Here is a 22,100-nt window from a genome sequence, read left to right on the forward strand (position 1 = left end):
GCCAGGCAACATCAATGTCGACTGTCCGGCCGCTTTCGCGAGCAAGCTCGCTCCCACAGTGATTTGCGGTGCCCGGGGGTTATTCGATGCCGACCTGGTTACGGCCATTGTTCTTCGCCAGGTACAACCCGCGATCCGCCGCCGAAATCAGCAGCCGGCAATCGCTGCCCGCCTGCGGCACCATGGTCGCCAGGCCGATGCTGATGGTCAGGCTCGCCCCTTCGCTCGGGGTGTTGTGCGGAATCTTCAGCGCCGCCACCGTCTGGCGCAGTTTCTCCGCCACCAGGCGTGCGCCGCCCGGCGAGGTGTTCGGCAGCACCAGCGCAAACTCTTCACCGCCGTAGCGTGCCGGCAGGTCCGACGGGCGGGCGCTGGCGTCGCGGATCGCGGTGGCGACCTTGCGCAGCGCTTCGTCGCCCTCGACGTGGCCAAAGCTGTCGTTGTAGGACTTGAAGTAATCGACGTCGATCATCAGCAACGACAACTGGCTCTGGTCGCGCAGCGAGCGGCGCCATTCCAGCTCCAGGTACTCGTCGAAGTGCCGGCGGTTGGACAGTCCGGTCAGCCCATCGGAGTTCATCAGCCGTTGCAGCACCAGGTTGGTATCGAGCAACTGCTGCTGACTGACGCGCAACGCCCGATACGCCGCATCCCGCTGCAACAGGGTCATGTACGAGCGCGAGTGGTAACGGATGCGCGCCACCAACTCGATGGTGTCCGGCAGTTTCACCAGATAGTCGTTGGCCCCGGCGGAGAACGCCGCACTCTTGATCAGCGGGTCTTCCTTGGTCGACAGCACGATGATCGGGATGTCCTTAGTTGCCGGGTGATTGCGGTATTCGCGCACCAGGCTCAGGCCGTCGAGGCCGGGCATCACCAGGTCCTGCAGAATCACCGTCGGCTTGATCCGTACCGCCTGGGCGATGGCCTGGTGCGGGTCGGAGCAGAAGTGGAAGTCGATGTTCTCTTCATTCGACAGCCCACGGCGCACGGCTTCGCCGATCATCGCCTGATCGTCCACCAACAACACCATGGCGGCGTTTTCGTCGGTTTTAATGTCGTCGATCTGTAAATCATTCATGGGCGGTCACCTGAGTACTGCGGGGGCCAGGATTGCGGAATAGCCTGTTCATTTGGGGAAAACCTCCAGCAACCGTGGCGCTATCTTTTCCAGTGGACGGATTTCGACGGCCGCATCGATCGCCGCTGCGGCCTTGGGCATGCCGTACACCGCACTGCTTTGCTGATCCTGCGCGATGGTCAGATAACCCTGCTGGCGCATGAGCTTAAGCCCTTGCGCCCCGTCGCGTCCCATCCCGGTCAATAAAACCCCGATGGCATCGCCATTCCAATAGCTGGCGACACTTTCGAAAAACACGTCGATCGAGGGTCGGTAGATCTCGTTGACCGGCTCGGCGGTGTAGGCCAGCGTGCCGTTTTTCAATAAACGAATATGGTGGTTGGTGCCGGCCAGCAGCACCGCGCCGGCCTGCGGTGGCTCGCCTTCGCGGGCCAGGCGTACATCGAGGCCGCTGGCGCTGGCCAGCCATTCGGCCATGCCTGCGGCGAACACCTGATCCACATGCTGCACCAGCACGATGGCCGCCGAGAAATGGCGTGGCAGGCCCTTGAGCAGGACTTCCAGCGCTGCCGGTCCGCCGGCAGACGAGCCGATCGCCACCAGCCGCTTGCACGATGCCGAACTGCGGTGGGGCGTCGGCACCGGACGCGAGCGCGGGGTTTTCTCGCCGATCAGCCAGCCGATGTTGAGGATCTTGCGCAGCAACGGCGCCGCCGCTTCCTGGGCGTTCCCCGCACCAATGGCCGGGGTATCGACCACATCCAGCGCGCCGTGGCCCATGGCTTCGAAGACCCGGTGCACGTTCTGCTGGCGGTCGACCGTGACGATGACGATCGCGCACGGGGTTTCGGCCATGATCCGCCGGGTCGCTTCGACGCCATCCATCACCGGCATGATCAGGTCCATCAGGATCAGATCCGGCGTGTTTTCGGCGCACAGACGCACCGCCTCGGCGCCGTTGTTGGCGACCCAGACCACCTGATGCGCCGGCTCGAAGGCCAGCGCACGGCGCAAAGCCTCCACCGCCAGGGGCATGTCGTTGACGATTGCGATTTTCATGCCCGCGCTCCTCCAATGAGCTCAACCACTGCATCAAGCAGGGCGTCGTCATGAAAACTGGCCTTGGCTAAATAATAGTCGGCGCCAGCGTCCAGTCCACGACGCCGGTCCTCTTCACGATCCTTGTACGAGACCACCATCACCGGCAGCGATTGCAGGCGGTTGTCGCGGCGCAACAGGGTGACCAGTTCGATGCCGTCCATGCGCGGCATGTCGATGTCGGTGATGAGCAAATCGAAGTCCTCCGAACGCAAGGCGTTCCAGCCGTCCATACCGTCCACCGCGACCGCCACGTCGTAGCCGCGATTGAGCAGCAACTTGCGTTGCAACTCGCGCACGGTCAGCGAGTCGTCGACCACCAAAATCCGTTTGCGCACCACTTCGGCGGCCTGATTGCCATGGCGGGCAATACGCTCCAGACGCCCGGTGTTGAGCAGTTTGTCCACCGAGCGCAGCATGTCTTCGACATCGACGATCAGCACTACCGAACCGTCGTCGAGCAAGGCTCCGGCGGAAATGTCCTGCACCTTGCCCAGCCGCTCATCCAGCGGCAGCACCACCAGCGTGCGCTCGCCGACAAACCGCTCGACCGCCACCCCGTAGACCGAATCACGCTCGCGAATCACTACGACTTTGAGGGTTTCGCCGCTGCTCTGACTGGCCGGACGATTCAGCAACTGACTGGCCGCGACCAGCCCGACGTGTCGACCTTCATGCCAGAAATGCTGACGGCCCTCGATCTGCACAATGTCCTGTGGCTCCAGATCACACATGCGCTCGATATGCGCCAGCGGAAACGCATAAGCCTCCTCGCCGACTTCCACCACCAGACTGCGCACCACCGACAGGGTCAGCGGTACTTCCAGATGAAAGCGGCTGCCCTCGCCCGCCGTCTGCTCCAGCACCACCGCGCCGCGCAGTTGTCGCACCATATGCTGCACCGCATCAAGACCGACGCCACGCCCGGACACTTCGGTGACCGTGTCGCGCAGGCTGAAACCCGGCAGAAAGAGGAACGTCAGCAACTCTTCTTCGCTCAACTGCGCCGCCGTCTCGGCGGGCGACAGCTGACGCTCGACAATGCTGCGGCGGACCTTTTCCAGATCGACGCCATTGCCGTCATCGCTCAATTCCAGCACCAGCAAACCGGCCTGATGCGAAGCACGCAGGCGGATCAGGCCCTCTTCTGTCTTGCCCTTGAGCAGACGTTGTTCCGGGGTTTCGATGCCGTGGTCGACCGCGTTGCGCAGCAGATGGGTCAGCGGCGCTTCGAGTTTTTCCAGTACGTCGCGATCGACCTGGGTCTTCTCGCCTTCGATCTCCAGCCGCACCTGTTTGCCGAGGCTGCGCCCCAGGTCCCGAACCATGCGTACCTGACCGGTGAGCACATCGGCGAACGGACGCATGCGGCAGGCCAGCGCGGTGTCGTAGAGCACTTGCGCGCGCTGGCTGGCTTGCCAGGCGAACTCGTCGAGCTCGGCGTTCTTTTCCGCGAGCAATTGCTGGGATTCGGCCAGCAGGCGCCGCGCGTCTTCAAGGGCTTCCTGGGCTTCGAGGCTCAGCGCATGTTCCTTGAGATGCACATTGAGGCTTTCCAGCGCCCGCAGACCATTGTTCTGCATGCGTTTGAGGCGCTGCATGGTTGCCAGATGCGGTTTGAGGCGCTGGGTTTCGACCAGCGATTTACTCGACAGGTCGAGCAGGCTGTTCAGGCGTTCGGCGGTGACCCGCAACACGCGCTCGCCACCCTCGGTGGTGCGCTTGTTCTTGCGCGGGGCCGGGTCGGAGGTTTCCAACGGTGTTTCGATCGATGGCGCCGGGGTTTCAATCGGCGCAGGCGGCGGCGCCTGCATCTGCAATTCGGCCATCGGCGGCGGCGCGACTGCGGGCGCTGCCGAAGGGTCAAGCAGGCGCCCCATCAACGCCACATACGCTTCGATGTCCGGCGCTTGCGGAGCATTGGCCGGTGTGGCGATGCGCATCAACAGATCGGTGCCCTGCAACAACGCATCGATGTGCTCGGGACGCAGCAACAGCCGCCCTTCCTGGGCGCTGACCAGGCAATCTTCCATCACGTGGGCGACGCTGACACCGCTGTCGATCCCGACGATCCGTGCCGCGCCCTTGAGCGAGTGGGCCGCACGCATGCACGATTCCAGATAGTCGGCCTGAGTCGGGTTACGCTCCAGCGCCAGCAGCCCGCTGCTGAGCACCTGGGTCTGGGCTTCGGCTTCAAGGCTGAACAGCTCCAGCAGCGAGGCGTCGCGCATTTGCTCGGGGGTCATGTGAGGCTCCGGGTCACGGCGGACAGCAGCTGTTCTTCATCCAGCCAACGCAGGCTGCGCCCGCGGAATTGCAAAACGCCACGGGTGTATTTGGCGCTGGCCGTGCTGTTGTGTTCACCGCCGGCACGTGACGCGGCGTCGAGAATTTTTTCATCGATGGCATGGATGCCGTCGACCTCGTCCACCGGCACCACCACCGGTCCACCGTGGGCGGCGATGATCAGCATGCGCGGCATGATCCGCGCGCCGGTGGCCGGTGCGGCATTGCCGTCCAGATCAAGCAGTTCGACCAGCGACAGGCACGCCACCAGCGCCCCGCGCACGTTCGCCACGCCGAGCAAGGCCCGCGAGCGCTGGTGCGGCAGCGAGTGGATCGCCTGCAGCGGCGCCACTTCCACCAGACTGCGAGTCGCCAGTCCCAGCCATTCTTCGCCGAGGCGGAACATCAGCAGCGAACGGGTTTTCACATCGGTTTCGACCGCCACGGCGACCGGATCGCGTTCGTCCTGCTGCAATGCATAACGGTCCAGCAGGCGCGTGGCGGCGGCGGAATACACCGCGCAGTTGCGGCAATGAATGTGCTCGGCCAGCAACGGGCACGACTTGTCGCCATGAATACCGATACGGTTCCAGCAATCATCGATGGCCCGGGCGTCTTCGTGGGTGACGTTCAAGGTGTCGGACGGGATCATCGTTTACGCTCACTGTCGGCGGTGCGGCCGCTGCGGGCGGCGCGTTCCTGCAATCGTCTGGCACCGGCGCTGTCACCCTGGGCCTGCAGCAAGGCGGCCAGGTGCATCAGCGCTTCGGGATGCTGCGGCTCAAGGTACAAGGCCTTGCGGTAATGACCCTGGGCTTCGAGCGCGGCGCCGGCCACGTCGCTGAGCAGACCGAGCCAGTAGAACACCTGCGCCACTGGCTCGTGACTGCGCAGATACTGCTCGCACGCCGCGCGGGCCTCGGCGCTTTTGCCTTCGTTGGCCAGCGCAGCGATGTTGGCGAGCAAGGCAGTCGCGTCCGGGTTGGCGCTTTTGCTGCTGACAGGCAACGGAGCAACGCTGGCAAACGGACGTGGACGCACCGGCGGTGGCAGCGGCGGCGGACTGCGCAACGGTTGGCGCACCGGCAAAGGGGTTGGGGTCGGCAATGCCACAGGTTCGGGCATGGGTTCAGCGTGTCGACTGAAGGCAAACGACTGCGGGATGCCGATCGAGCGCATGCCCAGGCGCCCGAGCAGACTGCCCTCGGCCGGGCCGATGAACAACACGCCATCAACGTGCGTCAGACGCTTGAGCACTTCGAAGACTTGCTTCTGCGTCGGCTGGTCGAAATAGATCAGCAGGTTGCGGCAAAACACGAAATCGAACGGCGGCTCACCCGCCAGCAGCGTCGGATCCAGCACATTGCCGGCCTGCAGGCGCACCTGCTCACGCACCGCTTCGCTGACCCGATGGCCGTCCTGCTCGGCCGTGAAATGACGTTCGCGAAAATCCAGATCCTGCCCCCGAAACGAATTCTTGCCGTACAGCGCCCGTCGCGCCTTGTCCACCGACAGCGGACTGACGTCCATGCCATCGACCTTGAACTGATGCGGCTTGAGCCCGGCATCGAGCAAGGCCATGGCAATCGAATAGGGTTCCTCGCCGGTCGAGCACGGCAGGCTGAGGATGCGCAGCGCACGCATGTTGTTCAATTCGTCCAGCCGCTTGCGCGCCAGTTTGCCGAGGGTGGCGAAGGATTCCGGATAACGGAAAAACCAGGTCTCGGGGACGATCACCGCTTCGATCAACGCCTGCTGTTCGTCCCGCGAACCTTGCAGCAGTTGCCAGTATTCATCGCTGTGCGCCGCCTGCGAGAGCGTGGTGCGTTGGCGCACCGCGCGCTCGATGATCGCCGGCCCCACCGAAGTGACATCCAGGCCGATGCGTTCCTTGAGGAAATCGAAAAAACGCTGGTCGCTGCTCATGGCTGCGCCTCGAGTGGCGCCGGGAACAGCAGGCTGCGCACCGCGTCATCCAGCAGGTCGTTGACCCGGACCCATTGCACCAGCCCGTGGGCATCTTCGCGCACCGGGCCGAGGTACGGCGCCTGACGATTGTCCAGACCGTAAGGCTGAAAATCCTCGGGATTGCAGCGCAGGGTGTCGGTCGCCTGCTCAAGGATCAGCCCGAGCCAGCGCGACGGCTGCCGTTCATCCGGACGGTAATGCACCAGCACCAGCCGCGTACTGGTGCGCGCCTCGGCGGGATGGCCGAAGGTCAGCGCACTGAGATCGATCACCGGCACCACCGTGCCGCGATAGGCGAACACCCCGGCGACCCACTTCGGCGCCTGGGCAATCGGCTTCAATGGCAGGCGCGGCAGCACTTCCGCCACCTCGGTGGCGCGCAAGGCGTAACGCTCGCTGCCGATGCGAAACAGCAGGAACAACGCCTGCTTCGCCACGGGCGCAGCGCTGCGTTTGGCGGTGATTTCGCTCATCAGACTTTGAATCGCGAAACGCCGCTGCGCAGCCCGACGGCCACCTGGCTCAGTTCGTCAATGGCGAAACTGGCCTGACGCAGCGACTCGACGGTCTGACTGCTGGCATCGCCCAACTGCACCAGCGCATGGTTGATCTGTTCGGCACCGGTGGCCTGAGCCTGCATGCCTTCGTTGACCATCAACACCCGCGGCGCCAGCGCCTGCACCTGATGGATGATCTGCGACAGCTGTTCGCCGACCTGTTGCACCTCGGCCATGCCACGGCGCACTTCTTCGGAGAACTTGTCCATGCCCATCACGCCGGCAGACACCGCCGACTGGATCTCGCGGACCATCTGTTCGATGTCGTAAGTGGCGACGGCGGTCTGATCCGCCAGACGCCGCACTTCGGTGGCGACCACGGCAAAACCGCGACCGTATTCGCCGGCCTTCTCGGCCTCGATGGCGGCGTTGAGCGACAGCAGGTTGGTCTGGTCGGCGACCTTGACGATGGTCACCACCACCTGATTGATGTTGCCGGCCTTCTCGTTGAGGATCGCCAGTTTGGCATTGACCAGATCGGCCGCGCCCATTACCGAGTGCATGGTGTCTTCCATGCGCGCCAGGCCTTGCTGGCCGGAACCGGCAAGCACCGAGGCCTGATCGGCGGCGGTGGACACTTCGGTCATGGTGCGCACCAGATCCCGCGAGGTGGCGGCGATTTCCCGTGAAGTCGCGCCGATTTCGGTGGTGGTGGCCGCAGTTTCGGTAGCAGTAGCCTGTTGTTGTTTGGAGGTGGCCGCAATCTCGGTCACCGAAGTGGTCACCTGCACCGAGGAGCGCTGGGCCTGGGACACCAGCGAAGTCAGCTCGGTCATCATGTCATTGAAGCCGGTTTCCACCGCGCCGAACTCGTCCTTACGGTCCAGATTGAGACGGCTGCTCAGGTCGCCGGTACGCATGATTTCGAGGATCTTCACGATGCGGTTCATCGGCGCCATGATCGCGCGCATCAGCAGCAGACCGCAGGCACCGGCCGCCAGCACGGCCACCAGCAGCGAGACGAACATGCTGACCTTGGCCGCCGCCACCGCTTCGTCGATGTTGGCCATGGCCTGATCAGCGACCCGTTTGTTCTCGCCGATGATGTCGTTGAGTTTCATGCGGCCGGTGTACCAGGCCGGGGTCAGCTTCTCGGTGAACAGCTTGACCGCCTCGGCTTCGAGATTGCGCTTGTGCAGATCGAGTACCTGATCCTGGATCTGCATGTAGGTGTCGTGATCCTTCTCGAACGCGGCGAACTCGACCCGGTCTTCGTCGGTGGTGACGGTGTTGCGGTAGTTGGCCATCTGCTCTTGCAGGCGCGTCTCGAACGCCTTGTAGTCCGCCGCGTCTTCGCTGCTGATGCCCTGCCCTTCCTTGAGGCCGAGCAGTTCCTGGGTCTGCAGATAGCTGTCAACCCACGCCCCGCGGATCATCGAGCTGTAATAGACGCCGGGAACCGCGTCGTCACGCACGCTGCTTTCACTGGCCTCGATCTTGAGCAAGCGTGAATACGAGACAACGACCATCAGCAACATGATCGCGATAATCACCGCAAAGCTCGCCAAAATGCGTTGGCGCAACGTCCAGTTCTTCACAGTGATTCCTCGTGCCTAAGTCGAAATGCGGGGAGTATAGCCGAGGGCGGTGTTTCATTTATAAGACGCTTTTTAACCCTCGGGCCGGCCCGACTTGGTTCGCGGGAAGGCTCTGGGGTGGGACTGTCCGACAATCTGGGGCTGGCGTGCCAGTGATGGAACGGCAAAAAGGGGCGCTGGTTCGGTCATTTGCGGCCCTCGACATCTCGCCAAGTAATGGCAATGCGCCTTTATGCGCAACTTCTTGCGCACTTGATCGCGTTTTTTCGCTACTCGAATTGCTACAGAGCCCGTGTGCCGGAGCCTGTAGCCGAGTGCGCAACTTCTTGCACACCACTGCGCAAGAAGTTGCGCACTTTTAGCCTTATTTTGGCATGAAACATCTTGAAACATGAGCTTTAGAGCAGTTTAACCCCCGTATCACGGAGACTTTGGCAAACCTGGCACGCTCCTTGATAACAGTCAGGCACCCACCGAGCGATTTCGCCCCGGGCACCCTAAATTTATCCGCAAGGAGAGCACCCCATGGCAACACCAGCGTACATGTCGGTTACCGGCGAAAAACAAGGCCTGATCACTGCCGGCGCCTTCACCGCCGACTCCGTTGGCAACACCTACCAGGAAGGCCACGAAGACCAGGTCATGGTTCAGGCTTTCAGCCACGACGTGATCATCCCGCGTGACCCACAATCCGGTCAGCCAACCGGTCAGCGCGTGCACAAGCCAGTGATCATCACCAAGGTCTACGACAAGGCTTCGCCTCTGCTGCAAGCTGCTCTGACCTCCGGCGAGCGCATGAGCGAAATCGTTATCCAGTGGTACCGTACTTCTGCTCAAGGTACTCAAGAGCACTACTACACCACCAAACTGGAAGACGCGATCATCGTCGCCATCAACAACAAAATGCACAACTGCCAGGATCCAGGCAACTCGCACTTCACCCACCTGGAAGAAGTGCAGTTCACCTATCGCAAAATCACCTGGACCCACGAAGTATCCGGTACTTCGGGTTCCGATGACTGGCGTGCTCCAGTCGTTTAATTACGGCTGATCGTTACAAGCATCGACCAGCCCTGCTGGTCGATGTTGTTTACGCCCCTCCAGAATTTCGCGTGCGTTGAACCGCCTTGCGGTTGTCGACGAACGCCGCTGTACAGCACGAGGAACAAGGGATGTTCGCGCCGGCCAATGAAACCCACTTTGCCCTGACCATCGAAGGGCTCTCCGCCGATTTTCAGGTATTCACCTTGAGCGGCCGGGAAGCCATCAGCCAGCCTTTTGTGTTTGAGGTGGAGCTGGTCAGTGAGCAACCGTCGCTGGACCTCGAAACCCTGCTGCACAAACCGGCCTTCCTGCAGCTGTCGCCCGATGGCAGCGGCATTCATGGCCAGATCTACCGCGCCGCGCAAAGCGATTCCGGCAAGCGCCTGACGCGTTATTCGGTGACCCTGCGCCCGCAACTGTCGTACCTGGCGCACCGCGTCAACCAACGCATCTTCCAGAATCTCACGGTGCCGAAAATCATCGGCATGGTTCTCGAAGAGCACGGCATCCAGAGCAACGCCTACGAATTCAAGACCGGTTCGATCTATCCCGAGCGCATCTACTGCGTGCAATACGATGAATCGGACCTGCATTTCATCCAGCGCCTGTGCGAGGAAGAAGGTATTCACTACCACTTCCAGCACAACGCCACGGCGCACAAGCTGGTGTTCGGCGATGACCAGACGGTGTTCCCGAAACTCCAGCCTGTGGCCTACCAGCAAGACTCCGGCATGGTCGCCAGCAACCCGGTGATCAAGCGTTTCGACCTGCGTCTGGAAACCCGCACCAGTCGCACCACCCGCCGCGATTACGATTTCGAAAAACCACGCCTGACCCTGGAAAGCGAAAACCGCGGCGACGCCCTGCCCGACCTCGAAGACTACGACTACCCAGGCCGTTTCATCGACCGCGAGCGCGGCAAACACCTGGCCAAACGCGCCCTCGAACGCCACCGCAGCGACTTCCAGCTCGCCGAAGGCAAGAGCGATCAGCCGCTGCTGGTCAGCGGCCATTTCCTCGCATTGACCGAACACCCAAAGGCCAAGTGGAACGACCTGTGGCTGCTCACCGAAGTCCTGCACGAAGGCAAACAGCCGCAAGTGCTGGAAGAATCGGTGACCAGCGACACCACTGCCCTGAAAGACGATTTCCATCAGGGCTATCGCAACCGCTTTCAGGCCACGCCATGGGACGTGCCCAACCGTCCACCGCTGCGCCACCCGAAACCGCGCATCCTCGGCAGCCAGAGCGCCGTGGTCACCGGCCCCAAAGGTGAAGAGATTCACTGCGACCAGTACGGCCGGGTCAAAGTCCAGTTCCACTGGGACCGCGAAGGCCAGGCCGACGACAAGACCAGTTGCTGGCTGCGCGTCTCCAGCGCCTGGGCCGGCGCCCAGTACGGCGGCATCGCCATCCCGCGCATCGGCATGGAAGTGCTGGTCACCTTCCTTGAAGGCGACCCCGATCAACCACTGATCAGCGGCTGCCTGTACCACAAGGAAAACACCGTCCCGTATGAGCTGCCGGCAAACAAGACCCGCAGCACGTTCAAGACCCTGAGCTCGATGGGCGGCGGCGGTTACAACGAACTGCGCATCGAAGACAAAAAAGGTCAGGAGCAGATCTACCTGCATGCCCAGCGCGACTGGGACGAAAACATCGAGCATGACCAGAAGATCCGCGTCGGTAACGAACGCCACGACACCGTCGAGCAGAACAGCTACACCGAATTCAAGGCCGAAGAACACCACACCGTCTACGAAGACCGCAAAGTCGAAGCCCGCGCCAACGACCACCTGACCGTGGGCGTGAACCAGCACATCAAGATCGGCACCGGCCAGTTCATCGACGCCGGCCAGGAAATCCACCTGAGCAGCGGCATGAAAGTCGTGCTCGAAGCCGGCGCCGAGCTGACGCTGGTCGGCGGCGGCAGCTTCATCAAGATCGACGCCGGCGGCGTGACCATGAGCGGCCCGACGATCAACATCAACTCCGGCGGCAGCCCCGGCAGCGGCACCCCAACTGCGCCGCTGTTGCCGGGGCCGTTGAAGCAGGCGGATGCGGATACAGCGGGGCAGGTGTTGGTGCCTGCGCAGCGGCAGGCGTTGCTGCAGAAGAAGCCGATTTGTGCAGTATGCGAAGCCGCCAGACTGGCCGCGCAAAAGGAGGCACAGTAAATGATCGAGCTACCGCCGCTCCCGAATGATCTGCCATGGAAAATTCCAGCCTTTCTGCTGCTGGATGGCGTCAGTGTTCCCAACCTTGCGCAGCAATTGTTTCAGTGGGACAACCAGGCCTACAGCCTGTACCAGTCCACTCGCTGGCAGGATCTGGCAGATATTTCGCCCTATTTGATCGCTCTGAAGGGTGCCAGCGACCCGCTCTTGGCTTACTTCAAAGAGCATGCATCTGAGGAATGGGGTTACCTGCTTTTCAGCGACGCTGATGCTCATGATCTATGGAGACATTGGCGCAATCTACTCAGCGTGGAACACTCGAGCGGTATCGAAGTCATGCCACGCATTGCCGACCCCGCGGTGATGCACCAGCTATTTGGCCTGGCTGAAAAAAACAGCAGCGCGCGCTGGTTTGGCCCGATAAGCCATGTCTGCCTGCCGGACGGTGTTGAAATCAACTGGAAGCAACACACCCGCCCTGAACCCGCCTCTACCGAACCCGACACCTATCGCTTGACGGATCAGGAACTCACCGCGTTGGGTGAAGTCGAGTTTCGTAACTTCGTCTCAGGTCTGAATGAGCACCTTCATACTCACTTTGCGGACTTCATGGCGACGTTTGCACCAGAGGATCGACGCCCGTACGCTCAAGCGCTCGCAGATGACGCCTATCAAAAGGGCTTCACTTCCGAACAGGAAATCACGCTCTACGCGAATGTCTTTGGTTACCTCGCCGGTGAGCCAGTCACTGATCATCCCGATATCGTTCAGCTACTAATGGAATCAACGCCTGAAGTACCACTCAAACGCGTGGAGCGCGCTGCCGAACTGGCCGAATACCGTGCCGCCGATCGACAAGGAAGCCTATCGTGACTGCTCATCAAACACCAAAACCCAGTGCCAATACTGCAGCGATGGCCAAGCCGTCCAAGGACACTCGTGTACCGCTGGGCGTATGCCCGCTGATGAACAAGAAAGTGCAACTGCTGCCTCTGCGCTACGGTCTGGTTCAACACCTTGATCCGGCTTCCGAGCTGTCGATGCCGTACAAAACCAAAAGCCAGCCGCTGGGCATTCGCTTGCTGCGCGATGGCTATCTTTACATCGTCAATGGCACCACCGGTTACCTGCACGAATACCGCATCGAGAACGGCCAGATCACCAAACTGCTGTGGAACAGTCAGGAAGTGTCGGGCGACACCCGAACCAGTTCGGTCGGTGAGCCGCACCTGGTGTTCACGCGCCAACACACCTTGTACGCCAGCTACTCCGAGATTCAGTGGACGGCCTTCAAATGCTCGCAAGTGCTCATTTCCAGGGATGAGCGCAAGCGCTTGATGCAACAGCTCGAACTGGCAAGCGCCTGCCCGGAAAAGGGTGGAGAGCATTTGTTGAGCAAGCGGCAGGCGGAGAGTTGGCTGGCGGAGGTCAAGGAAGATCAGTCTAGATCCGATGCCAAACCAGACGGTTCAAATCCGATGGAAGGCGTGGCTTATCATTGGGAGGATCAGCCGCTCTTCAAGCAAACCACCATTGAGAGTCTGATCAGTAACGTACAAGGCCCTTATAAGGATGATTACCTGTTTCTGGTGCTGCGTGACGACATTGGCGTGATGCGTGATCTGGCCAGTGCGCAGTTGAAAGTGGCTGACTGGATTGAGCAATGGAGTGCCGATGACAGGTCTCAGGCTCAATACCTTACTGGTTCTTACATCCAGTCACTCTATGACGTCAACGGGCCACGGCTCGACGCTTTGAGCAAAACAGACCCTGATGTCAAGGCGTTGAAAGATGAAACCAACGAAGAACAACAGGCGAAAATATATGAGTATCTAAAGGTTCGCCGGGATACTTTTGACCCTGGGATCTACGGGGACGAGGCACATTGGCGGAAAATGGCAGAGACGGATCCTTATGCTCGAGCCTACATGGACATGACGGACTCTTTGGGCGACCCGCTCTACCGTAAACACCAAAGCACTTTGAACAAACTGAGTCTGCAAAGCTGGTACGCATTGCATGGCAAGGATCTGGGTCAACGCGGTGTCGATGATCTGGTTAACCGAGCAGAGATGGAGTCGTTTCTCGTCAAACAGCAAATGCTGCTGAGTCACTGGCACGGACGGCTGCAAAATATCCGTGACGATCGCCTGACGATGTTTACCAGTGGCTACTTTCACGGAGCCGCTTGGTACTACGATTTCAAACTTGATGCGCAAATCAAGCATCGTCTGGAAACCGAATTCGTCTGTGTTGCTGCCATGTGTGCAGATCCTGCCGCAGTCGCAAAACTTGCGGCCTATATGGAATCCAATCTACTGATTGCCGTACCTGGGCTAGACACCCTGACCCTGGCCGCACAAGTCGACGTAGCCAAAAAACTTGCCGACTTGAGCAGTTTCTCGATCAATGTGATCTCCACCAAGGAGAACCTGGCCAACGTCAACGTGCTGACCAACCAGTTCCACAGCCTGATGACCGAGCGCCTGCCCAACTACGCCAAATTGAGCACTCAGTTCAAGGGCATGCAAAGCATGCTGGACGAAGCCTACAACCCGGCTCGACAGATGAGAATTGCCGACCAACTGGGCAAGGCTCACGACGCCTTCGCGCGCGCGCAGACTATCGACCCCAACAGCTACATCCGCAAGATCGGCGCGCCGGCGCGATTGCAGTTGTTGCGCGAATTCTCCCGCCAGGGACTGACGTTGCGAGGGGCCACCGCTGCTGAAATTAACGCTTTCAACCTTGCTCGCGATCAGGCATTGAACCTACGCAGTCATTTAAAGGAAACCTACAAGCTGCGTAATCGCGAATTGGCCCTGCAATCCAGCGGCTCGGGCAACCCGAACAGACTAGTGGACTACAACCAACAAATTACCCAAATCAAAAACTCGCTACTGCCATTGGAAGTAAGGCTCAGCGACGCCTTGACGGTAGGCGCCGACGGTCCGGCGAAAATCGGTACGGTGATCGACGGACTGGACCCGCAGTTGCGTGCCGAGATGGGCAGGACGGCCCGAGACTTCCGCGCGACGGGGACTTTTAACAAGCCGCTCGTGGGAGCCATGAAGTCGAAGGGGGATGGGATTGCGTTTGCGTTGTTTGTGATTCAGGGGCAGAAGTTTATTGAGGCGATGAGTTCTATTGCAACAAAGACAACCACTACCGCATCTGAGAAATTTACGGTCTTTGAATCATTCATAGGGATGTCGTCTGCGGGTTTCGCGTCAGTCCAAGGATTATCCGTCACCATCTTCCAAGCGCATATCGAGCAGATGGAGAGTGCCGCAGGAAAATTGACCACCATGAGCCGTTTAGGCCGCTGGAGCGGTATCGCGGGATTGGGGGCGTTCGGATTTGGAATGGCGGCTGCAGCAATTGATCTTGGCAAACATTCTGTTCAGTGGGGTAAAGCTCTGGCACAAGGAGACTATAAGAGTTTGGGCGCAACGACGATGCAAATCGCAGGTGATGGAATACTGGTTGGTACAAATACTTGGGCGGCCAAGCATACGGGGACCATCGCCACAAACATTATGAAGGCACCGACCGAGTTGCGAGCTCTTGCATGGGCAGAGGCCAGCCCTCGCCTTTTAGCCATCGCAGCTCGCGCCAACCTGATAGGCTTGATCGCTACAGCCCTGCAGCTGGTTGGAGAAGGTCTTTACAACTACTTCAATTTAGACGATCTGCAAAAATGGATGAAAAGTAGTGTATGGGGGAATGAGAGCAAGAATCGCAGCTTTCAGGATGAGTGGAATGAACTGGCAAAAGTGGTACAAAAACCAACATGCGAAATGATCCGCAAAGACAAAAAAACCTATCTGAAGCTGATAATGCCAGGGATCAGCACAGAGGAAATGGACAGTCGAAAATTGCGACTTCAAGCATACGAGAGATATCGCGATACCACACACAGAAGCATTGGCCCCGGGCCGTTTCTTTTTAGCTGGAAAAATTGTAGTGCAGCCTGGGCTACGCGATTCGTAATCGCTAGCAAGGGAACGGAAGCATTAACGCTCCATTTGCCCATTAGTGATTCATTGCAAGTACCGGATTTTTCCTTGGCTTTCAACATTGCATATCAATTAGAAGCCGCACGAGACGTCATTCACGAAACCTGCTTCGAAGTAAAGGATTGGCACATCACTGGGGCACCCTATACGCGTATTCCAACTGATGGAGTGTTTAGGATAGAGTCAATTGATACGTTCCCGGTCAAAACAAGCAGATCTCAATTCATGCTTTTCACAAAAGAAGATTTGGCGACTATCGATGTTTAAAAATCTGTTAAAACGCAAAGAGAAATCCCCCATTGCCGAATCCAGGCCGGAGATCCGAAGCCAGCGACCTCACGCCGGGGAACTACGCGTAAAGGCATTGAGTGAGACTTTGTTTCTGTCGCCATTACCGGTTTATACAGGCCAGCCTCAGTCATCTCGCCGTAATTTCTCAGAAATGAACGATAGTTTTTTAGAGCTAGGGGGTAGCAATTGGGGAATGGTCGAGCAAGGAAAAATCTTTGCGGCTGGAATATGGATGATGATAAGTACCGCATTCATAGTCCCTGTACTCATATCCATCTGGCTCTGTACCTTTCAGCCGCCCGGTATTGATCGAGATTTTCTCGACACGGTTGCAGGCTTTCTGCAGGTGTTTGCCACAGGATCACTCCTACTGCTTATTCCACTGGGTGCTTACGCTTACGGAATGTTCTCCGGCGTCTTCAAAGCAGCAAAAACCTACCCCGTCCGCTTCAATCGTCAACGCCGCGAAATCTGCTACGTCGACAGTAAAACCCACCGCATCCTGATCGTACCTTGGGAAAATGTCGTCGCCTGGGTCTCTAACACCCAAGGCGTCACCAGTTACGGCGCCACTCGGCAATACACGTTCGGCATGGGTCTGGAGGATGAAGAGCAGGACAAAGTGCAGTTCCTCCTGCTGCCACAACCCAGCGATGCGCACGCTTTGGGAATGTGGACGTCGATTCGTAATTACATGGAAGACGGTCAATTGGTCGATGTGCCAAACCCGATGCTAAAAGCACTGGGTTTGATTCCCACCGGGGATCGGCTCAAACCGTACGAAGGGCTGCACACCTTTGACATCGAGCGCGAAGACGCGCGCGCGATGGGTTCGCTGGACGAGGGCGGCGACAATCTGACACCCGGGCAGCGAGAGCACTACGGTTACTCAAAAAAATCCTATTGGCCGCTGCGTCGCTGGTACATGTGGCGCGTGCTGAGCTTCTGGAAAATGCCTTACATGCTCGCCGAATGGGCGCACCGCAAAGGCCGGCCGGCTCTCCCGGAACAAGTGCAAATATGGTCTCAGCCGCTGCCACCTGAGCAATGGGCCAAGCCCAGTGCTGCACTGGTGAAAGCCAATCAAATGGTCAAGACTGCCATGGACAATAAAGGCGCTACGTTTGTCGAAGCGTGCAAGGCCGCTGGATTGCACTGAGGCATCCGAGCCAGCGGCGCCCGCAGCCAACAACGGAAATCAGACTGTCGCCAACCGCACCTGCTTCTCCAACTCCACCTTCAACCCCGGCTCCAGCTTCAACTGGCGCGCCAGTTCATCCAGATACGACTTCTCCATAAAGCTTTCCTCATCCACCAGCATCACGCTGGCGATGTACATCTCCGCGGCCATTTCCGGGGTGCCGGCGGCGCGGGCGACATCGGCTGGGTCGAGGGGTTTGTTGAGTTCGGCGTGCAGCCAGTGTTGCAGTTCCTGATCGTTGTCGAGTCGGGTGAATTCACCTTCGATCAACTGACGTTCGCGATCATCGATATGGCCGTCGGCCTTGGCCGCTGCAACGAGGGCTTTTAGAATCGCCTGACTGTGCTGCTCGGCTTGTGCGGGCGGCAGTCGATCCAGGGTTTGCGGTTCGGTTTGCGGTGCTGTGCCTTTTTGTGCGTTCCAGTTGCCATAAGCTTTGTAGGCCAGCACACCGAGAGCCGCGAGGCCACCGTAGACCGCAACTTTGCCGCCGACCTTGCGCGCCTTTTTGCTGCCGAGCAGCAGGCCCATGGCCCCGGCCGCCAGAGCACCACCGCCAGCCCCCGAGAGCAGGCCGCCCAGCGCACCGGAGCCTGAAGACCCGCCAAGCAAACCGCCAAGGCTGCCAGCCGCCGGTTTGTTCTGCGCGCCACCGGCCTTGTTCTGCAACAGATCCTGGCCGGACTTGAGTAGTTGATCGAGCAATCCACGGGTGTTCATGTTCCGCCTCCAAAAAAGGGGTATCCGGATCTATCAGGCCCTCAGCCTAGTTCGAAAGTGCCCCGGCCCGGCCTGCAAGTGTGCTTCCAGATGTTGCTCCGTCTGCAGAATCCCTTCGTGAAAATAGATATACACTCCAGCCAATCTATAAAAACCGCCCACCGGGTACCCTCCTCATGATGACCCTGCGTCAGATCCGCCACTTCATCGCGGTGGCCGAGACCGGCTCTATCTCCGCCGCCGCGCAAACCGCGTTCATTTCCCAATCGACCCTGACCCTCGCCATTCAGCAACTGGAAGAGGAAATCGGCGTCAGCCTGTTCAGCCGTCATGCCAAGGGCATGACCCTGACTCATCAGGGCCATCAGTTCCTGCGTCAGGCGCACCTGATTCTGGCTACCGTGGATAACGCCAAGCGCAGCCTGCAACAGAGCACCGATCAAGTCGCCGGGCAGTTGATTGTCGGCGTGACCAGCCTGGTCGCCGGTTATTACCTCGCCGATCTGCTCACCCGTTTTCAGCGCGCCTATCCCAACGTCGAGATCCGCGTGATGGAGGACGAGCGGCCGTATATCGAGCATTTGCTGGTCAGCGGCGAGATCGATGTCGGCGTGCTGATCCTGTCCAACCTCGAAGACCGCCACGCCTTGCAGACCGAAGTGCTGACCCACTCGCCGCATCGTCTGTGGCTGCCGGCCCAGCATCCGTTGCTGGAACACGACAGCATCAACCTCGCCGACGTCGCTCGCGAGCCGCTGATTCAACTGAACGTCGACGAAATGGATCGCAACGCCCAGCGCCTGTGGCGCGGCGCCGGGCTGCAACCGAAGATCACCCTAAGAACCGCATCCACCGAGGCGGTGCGAAGTCTGGTGGCGGCAGGGCTAGGCGTTTCGATTCAACCCGACATGACTTACCGCCCATGGTCGCTCGAAGGCGACATCATCGAAGCGCGGCCGATTGCCGACCTCAACCAGACCCTCGACGTCGGACTGGCCTGGCGCCGAGGGACCGCGCGCCCTGCCCTGGTTGACCCATTTCTGACCGTGGCCCGCGAACAACCGCACGGCGGACGCAAGCCATCTATTTAATCGAATGCCACCTTCAGTATTTAGAATTTGTCGACCTCGGAGCCGCCCACTAGTCTTGCTGCATCTATAAGACGGTCGGCTCCCGGGCATGGGAGCCTCAATGACCACACAAGAAAAGAGATCGCGGAAAATGGCTGGCGTGCAGACCCCGATGTGTACCGCGTTGCTGATCGATGGCGAACTGGTCGCCGGGCAAGGTTTCGTCGAGCCGATCCTCAACCCGGCCAGCGGTGAAATCCTCACCCACATCGCCGAGGCCAGCACCGAGCAGGTCGAAACCGCGATCCTCGCCGCCCACCGCGCCTTTGCCGAATGGTCACGCACCACGCCACAGCAACGTTCGAACCTGCTGCTGGACATCGCCAGTGCGGTGGAAAAACACGCCGATCACCTCGCCCGCCTCGAAGCGCTGAACTGTGGCAAGCCGCTGCATCTGGCGCGGCAGGACGATTTGACTGCGACCGTCGACGTATTCCGCTTCTTCGCTGGTGCCGTGCGCTGCCAGACCGGTCAGCTCAGTGGCGAGTACCTGCCGGGTTACACCAGCATGGTGCGTCGCGATCCGATTGGCGTGGTGGCATCGATTGCGCCGTGGAACTACCCGATCATGATGGCCGCGTGGAAAATCGCCCCGGCCCTCGCCGCCGGCAATACGCTGGTGTTCAAGCCGTCGGAACACACACCGCTGTCGATCCTCGCACTGGCGCCAGCGCTCGCCGAGATCCTGCCGCGCGGGGTCATCAATATCATCTGCGGTGGCGGTGAAGGCGTCGGCAGCCATCTGGTCGGCCACGCCAAGGTGCGCATGGTCTCGCTGACCGGCGATATCGTCACCGGGCAGAAAATCCTCCAGGCCGCTGCAAAAACCCTCAAGCGCACGCATCTGGAGCTCGGCGGCAAGGCCCCGGTGATCGTCTGCAACGATGCCGACATTCAGGCGGTGGTTGAAGGCGTGCGCACCTACGGTTACTACAACGCCGGGCAGGACTGCACCGCGGCGTGCCGCATCTACGCCCAGGCCGGGATTCACGACAAACTGGTCGCCGAACTCGGCGCGGCGGTCAGCAGCCTGCGCTTCGCCGGCAAACGCGACGCCGACAACGAGATCGGCCCGCTGATCAGCACCCGCCAGCGCGACCGCGTCGCCAGTTTCGTCGAGCGCGCCCTCGGCCAGCCGCACATCGAACGCGTGACTGGCGCGGCAGTGCATTCCGGCGCCGGGTTCTTCTACCAGCCGACGTTACTGGCCGGTTGCAAGCAGAGCGATGAAATTGTCCAGCGCGAAGTGTTCGGCCCGGTGGTCACCGTGACCCGCTTCGACGAACTCGCGCAAGCGGTGGACTGGGCCAACGATTCCGAATACGGCCTCGCCTCGTCGGTGTGGACGCAGAACCTGGACAAGGCGATGCAGGTCGCCGCCCGCTTGCAGTACGGCTGCACCTGGATCAACAGCCATTTCATGCTGGTCAGCGAAATGCCCCACGGCGGGCTGAAACGCTCGGGTTACGGCAAAGACTTGTCCAGCGATTCGCTGCAGGACTACAGCGTGGTGCGACACATCATGGCCCGCCACGGCCAGCATCTCTGACTACGCTAATAACAAGCCGCAAAACGGCATGGCTTCACCGCGTTCACAACTGCCCCGACCATAATTTGAAGAAGAGGGTTCAACCATGTTCGTGCACAAGACCGCACTGTTCAGTGCAATCACCACGGCCCTGCTCGCCAGCGCCAGTTTGCAAGCCGCCGAGCCGCTGAAAGCCGTCGGCGCCGGCGAAGGTCAGCTGGATATTGTCGCCTGGCCGGGTTACATCGAACGTGGCGAGAGCGACAAGGCCTACGACTGGGTGAGCGGTTTCGAGAAGGAAACCGGCTGCAAGGTCAACGTGAAGACTGCCGCCACCTCCGACGAGATGGTCAGTCTGATGGCCAAGGGCGGTTACGACCTGGTGACCGCGTCCGGTGATGCCTCGCTGCGGTTGATCGTCGGCAAGCGTGTGCAACCGATCAACACCGCGTTGATCCCGAACTGGAACACCCTCGACCCACGCCTCAAAGATGCGCCGTGGTATGTGGTCAACAAGCAGACCTACGGCACCCCGTACCAGTGGGGCCCGAACGTGCTGATGTACAACACCAACGTGTTCAAGACGCCGCCGACCAGCTGGAACGTCCTGTTCGACGCGCAGAATTTCCCCGACGGCAAACCGAACAAAGGTCGCGTGCAGGCCTATGACGGCCCGATATACATCGCCGACGCGGCGCTGTACCTGAAGACCGCCAAACCTGAGCTGGGGATCAAGGATCCGTATCAACTCACCGAAGCGCAGTACAAGGCTGTGCTCGATCTGCTGCGCGCGCAGCAGCCATTGATCCACCGCTACTGGCACGACACCACGGTACAGATGAGTGACTTCAAGAACGAAGGTGTGGTGGCATCGAGCGCCTGGCCGTATCAGGTCAACGGCCTGATCAACGAGAAGCAGCCGATCGCTTCGACCATCCCGAAAGAAGGCGCCACCGGCTGGGCCGACACCACCATGCTGCACGCCGAGGCCAAGCACCCGAACTGCGCGTACAAATGGATGGACTGGTCGCTGCAGCCGAAAGTCCAGGGTGACGTGGCGGCGTGGTTCGGTTCGCTGCCAGCCGTGCCGGCGGCGTGCAAGGAGAGCGAACTGCTCGGCGCCGAAGGCTGCAAGACCAACGGTTTCGACCAATTCGACAAGATCGCCTTCTGGAAAACCCCGCAGGCCGAGGGCGGCAAGTTCGTGCCTTATAGCCGCTGGACTCAGGACTACATCGCGATCATGGGCGGCCGCTGACAAGCCGCTCACCTGTGGCGAGGGAGCTTGCTCCCGCTGGGTGGCGAAGCCACCCCAAGACCTGTCAATGCGGTCTGCCAGTCAAATCGCACATGGCCAATTGGGAGTGCTGCGCACTCCAGCGGGAGCAAGCTCCCTCGCCACAAAAGCAACAGGATTCAGTTTTTTCAGAAGTCCAGGCGAGGACCGCTGCGACGGCCCACG

16 protein-coding genes are annotated in these 22,100 nt (G+C 60.1%); 8 read left to right on the plus strand and 8 right to left on the minus strand.

Annotation, left to right across the window (positions count from 1 at the left end):
• Positions 1 to 79: 79 nt before the first annotated feature.
• From PMI25_RS19890 to PMI25_RS19920, 7 genes are read right to left on the minus strand one after another with little or no spacing between them, the layout of a single operon-like run.
• Entirely contained in the window at positions 80 to 1,081 is a 1,002-nt protein-coding gene (locus PMI25_RS19890) for a response regulator (protein WP_007964207.1), read from the minus strand.
• Between the two features lie 48 nt (positions 1,082 to 1,129).
• Positions 1,130 to 2,140: a chemotaxis response regulator protein-glutamate methylesterase gene (locus PMI25_RS19895; RefSeq protein WP_007964205.1), complete on the minus strand. Its 1,011-nt coding sequence runs from the start codon at positions 2,138 to 2,140 to the stop codon at positions 1,130 to 1,132.
• Positions 2,137 to 4,425, minus strand: coding sequence for a hybrid sensor histidine kinase/response regulator (locus tag PMI25_RS19900; RefSeq protein ID WP_007964203.1), 2,289 nt, complete (start codon positions 4,423 to 4,425; stop codon positions 2,137 to 2,139). The genes PMI25_RS19895 and PMI25_RS19900 overlap by 4 nt, the downstream gene beginning before the upstream one ends.
• A complete protein-coding gene (locus PMI25_RS19905; protein ID WP_007964201.1) occupies positions 4,422 to 5,117 on the minus strand; it encodes a chemotaxis protein CheW in 696 nt (231 codons plus the stop codon). The genes PMI25_RS19900 and PMI25_RS19905 overlap by 4 nt, the downstream gene beginning before the upstream one ends.
• Positions 5,114 to 6,391, minus strand: a complete 1,278-nt coding sequence (locus tag PMI25_RS19910) for a CheR family methyltransferase (RefSeq protein ID WP_007964200.1) — start codon at positions 6,389 to 6,391, stop codon at positions 5,114 to 5,116. The genes PMI25_RS19905 and PMI25_RS19910 overlap by 4 nt, the downstream gene beginning before the upstream one ends.
• Positions 6,388 to 6,906 (minus strand): chemotaxis protein CheW, encoded by a 519-nt coding sequence (locus PMI25_RS19915; RefSeq protein ID WP_007964199.1) that lies wholly within the window; start codon positions 6,904 to 6,906, stop codon positions 6,388 to 6,390. Before PMI25_RS19915 ends, PMI25_RS19910 begins: the two co-directional genes overlap by 4 nt.
• Positions 6,906 to 8,528: a methyl-accepting chemotaxis protein gene (locus tag PMI25_RS19920; protein ID WP_007964198.1), complete on the minus strand. Its 1,623-nt coding sequence runs from the start codon at positions 8,526 to 8,528 to the stop codon at positions 6,906 to 6,908. Before PMI25_RS19920 ends, PMI25_RS19915 begins: the two co-directional genes overlap by 1 nt.
• Positions 8,529 to 9,053: 525 nt before the next feature.
• Between PMI25_RS19920 and PMI25_RS19925 the strand changes: the two genes are divergently transcribed.
• The 5 genes from PMI25_RS19925 (at position 9,054) to PMI25_RS19945 (ending at position 17,218) form a co-directional block, all read left to right on the plus strand.
• Positions 9,054 to 9,569 (plus strand): Hcp family type VI secretion system effector, encoded by a 516-nt coding sequence (locus PMI25_RS19925; protein WP_003226246.1) that lies wholly within the window; start codon positions 9,054 to 9,056, stop codon positions 9,567 to 9,569.
• Between the two features lie 131 nt (positions 9,570 to 9,700).
• A complete protein-coding gene (gene tssI, locus PMI25_RS19930) occupies positions 9,701 to 11,749 on the plus strand; it encodes a type VI secretion system Vgr family protein (protein ID WP_024164481.1) in 2,049 nt (682 codons plus the stop codon).
• Positions 11,750 to 12,622, plus strand: a complete 873-nt coding sequence (locus tag PMI25_RS19935; RefSeq protein WP_007967741.1) for a DUF4123 domain-containing protein — start codon at positions 11,750 to 11,752, stop codon at positions 12,620 to 12,622.
• Positions 12,619 to 16,035, plus strand: coding sequence for a toxin VasX (locus PMI25_RS19940; protein ID WP_150113653.1), 3,417 nt, complete (start codon positions 12,619 to 12,621; stop codon positions 16,033 to 16,035). Before PMI25_RS19935 ends, PMI25_RS19940 begins: the two co-directional genes overlap by 4 nt.
• Positions 16,028 to 17,218: a DUF6708 domain-containing protein gene (locus PMI25_RS19945; RefSeq protein WP_238547092.1), complete on the plus strand. Its 1,191-nt coding sequence runs from the start codon at positions 16,028 to 16,030 to the stop codon at positions 17,216 to 17,218. Before PMI25_RS19940 ends, PMI25_RS19945 begins: the two co-directional genes overlap by 8 nt.
• 39 nt (positions 17,219 to 17,257) lie before the next feature.
• On the opposite strand, the gene PMI25_RS19950 is transcribed toward PMI25_RS19945, so the two are convergent.
• Positions 17,258 to 17,980 carry a tellurite resistance TerB family protein gene (locus tag PMI25_RS19950; protein WP_007967747.1) on the minus strand — a complete coding sequence of 241 codons (723 nt, stop codon included), beginning with the start codon at positions 17,978 to 17,980 and terminating at the stop codon, positions 17,258 to 17,260.
• Positions 17,981 to 18,156: 176 nt separating this feature from the next.
• Here PMI25_RS19950 and PMI25_RS19955 point away from each other — a divergent pair, with 176 nt between their 5' ends.
• The 3 genes from PMI25_RS19955 to ydcS all read left to right on the plus strand — a co-directional run bounded on the left by PMI25_RS19955 (position 18,157) and on the right by ydcS (position 21,896).
• Positions 18,157 to 19,071 (plus strand): LysR family transcriptional regulator, encoded by a 915-nt coding sequence (locus PMI25_RS19955; RefSeq protein ID WP_007967749.1) that lies wholly within the window; start codon positions 18,157 to 18,159, stop codon positions 19,069 to 19,071.
• A gap of 130 nt (positions 19,072 to 19,201) precedes the next feature.
• A complete protein-coding gene (locus PMI25_RS19960) occupies positions 19,202 to 20,659 on the plus strand; it encodes a gamma-aminobutyraldehyde dehydrogenase (protein ID WP_045122138.1) in 1,458 nt (485 codons plus the stop codon).
• Positions 20,660 to 20,744: 85 nt separating this feature from the next.
• On the plus strand, positions 20,745 to 21,896 hold the full coding sequence (ydcS, locus tag PMI25_RS19965; RefSeq protein WP_007967754.1) for a putative ABC transporter substrate-binding protein YdcS: 1,152 nt from the start codon (positions 20,745 to 20,747) through the stop codon (positions 21,894 to 21,896).
• The last annotated feature ends 204 nt before the right edge of the window (positions 21,897 to 22,100 follow it).

It is taken from the genome of Pseudomonas sp. GM30 (assembly GCF_000282275.2).
Classification (GTDB): Bacteria; Pseudomonadota; Gammaproteobacteria; order Pseudomonadales; family Pseudomonadaceae; genus Aquipseudomonas.

Excerpts from the sequence above, each read along its gene's own strand:
- PMI25_RS19910 (WP_007964200.1), bottom strand. The coding sequence starts at position 6,391 with ATGAGCAGCGACCAGCGTTTTTTCGATTTCCTCAAGGAACGCATCGGC.
- PMI25_RS19935 (WP_007967741.1), top strand. The coding sequence starts at position 11,750 with ATGATCGAGCTACCGCCGCTCCCGAATGATCTGCCATGGAAAATTCCA.
- PMI25_RS19955 (WP_007967749.1), top strand. The coding sequence starts at position 18,157 with ATGATGACCCTGCGTCAGATCCGCCACTTCATCGCGGTGGCCGAGACC.
- PMI25_RS19895 (WP_007964205.1), bottom strand. The coding sequence starts at position 2,140 with ATGAAAATCGCAATCGTCAACGACATGCCCCTGGCGGTGGAGGCTTTG.
- PMI25_RS19960 (WP_045122138.1), top strand. The coding sequence starts at position 19,202 with ATGGCTGGCGTGCAGACCCCGATGTGTACCGCGTTGCTGATCGATGGC.
- PMI25_RS19945 (WP_238547092.1), top strand. The coding sequence starts at position 16,028 with ATGTTTAAAAATCTGTTAAAACGCAAAGAGAAATCCCCCATTGCCGAA.
- PMI25_RS19950 (WP_007967747.1), bottom strand. The coding sequence starts at position 17,980 with ATGAACACCCGTGGATTGCTCGATCAACTACTCAAGTCCGGCCAGGAT.
- PMI25_RS19905 (WP_007964201.1), bottom strand. The coding sequence starts at position 5,117 with ATGATCCCGTCCGACACCTTGAACGTCACCCACGAAGACGCCCGGGCC.
- ydcS (WP_007967754.1), top strand. The coding sequence starts at position 20,745 with ATGTTCGTGCACAAGACCGCACTGTTCAGTGCAATCACCACGGCCCTG.
- PMI25_RS19925 (WP_003226246.1), top strand. The coding sequence starts at position 9,054 with ATGGCAACACCAGCGTACATGTCGGTTACCGGCGAAAAACAAGGCCTG.
- PMI25_RS19915 (WP_007964199.1), bottom strand. The coding sequence starts at position 6,906 with ATGAGCGAAATCACCGCCAAACGCAGCGCTGCGCCCGTGGCGAAGCAG.
- tssI (WP_024164481.1), top strand. The coding sequence starts at position 9,701 with ATGTTCGCGCCGGCCAATGAAACCCACTTTGCCCTGACCATCGAAGGG.
- PMI25_RS19890 (WP_007964207.1), bottom strand. The coding sequence starts at position 1,081 with ATGAATGATTTACAGATCGACGACATTAAAACCGACGAAAACGCCGCC.
- PMI25_RS19900 (WP_007964203.1), bottom strand. The coding sequence starts at position 4,425 with ATGACCCCCGAGCAAATGCGCGACGCCTCGCTGCTGGAGCTGTTCAGC.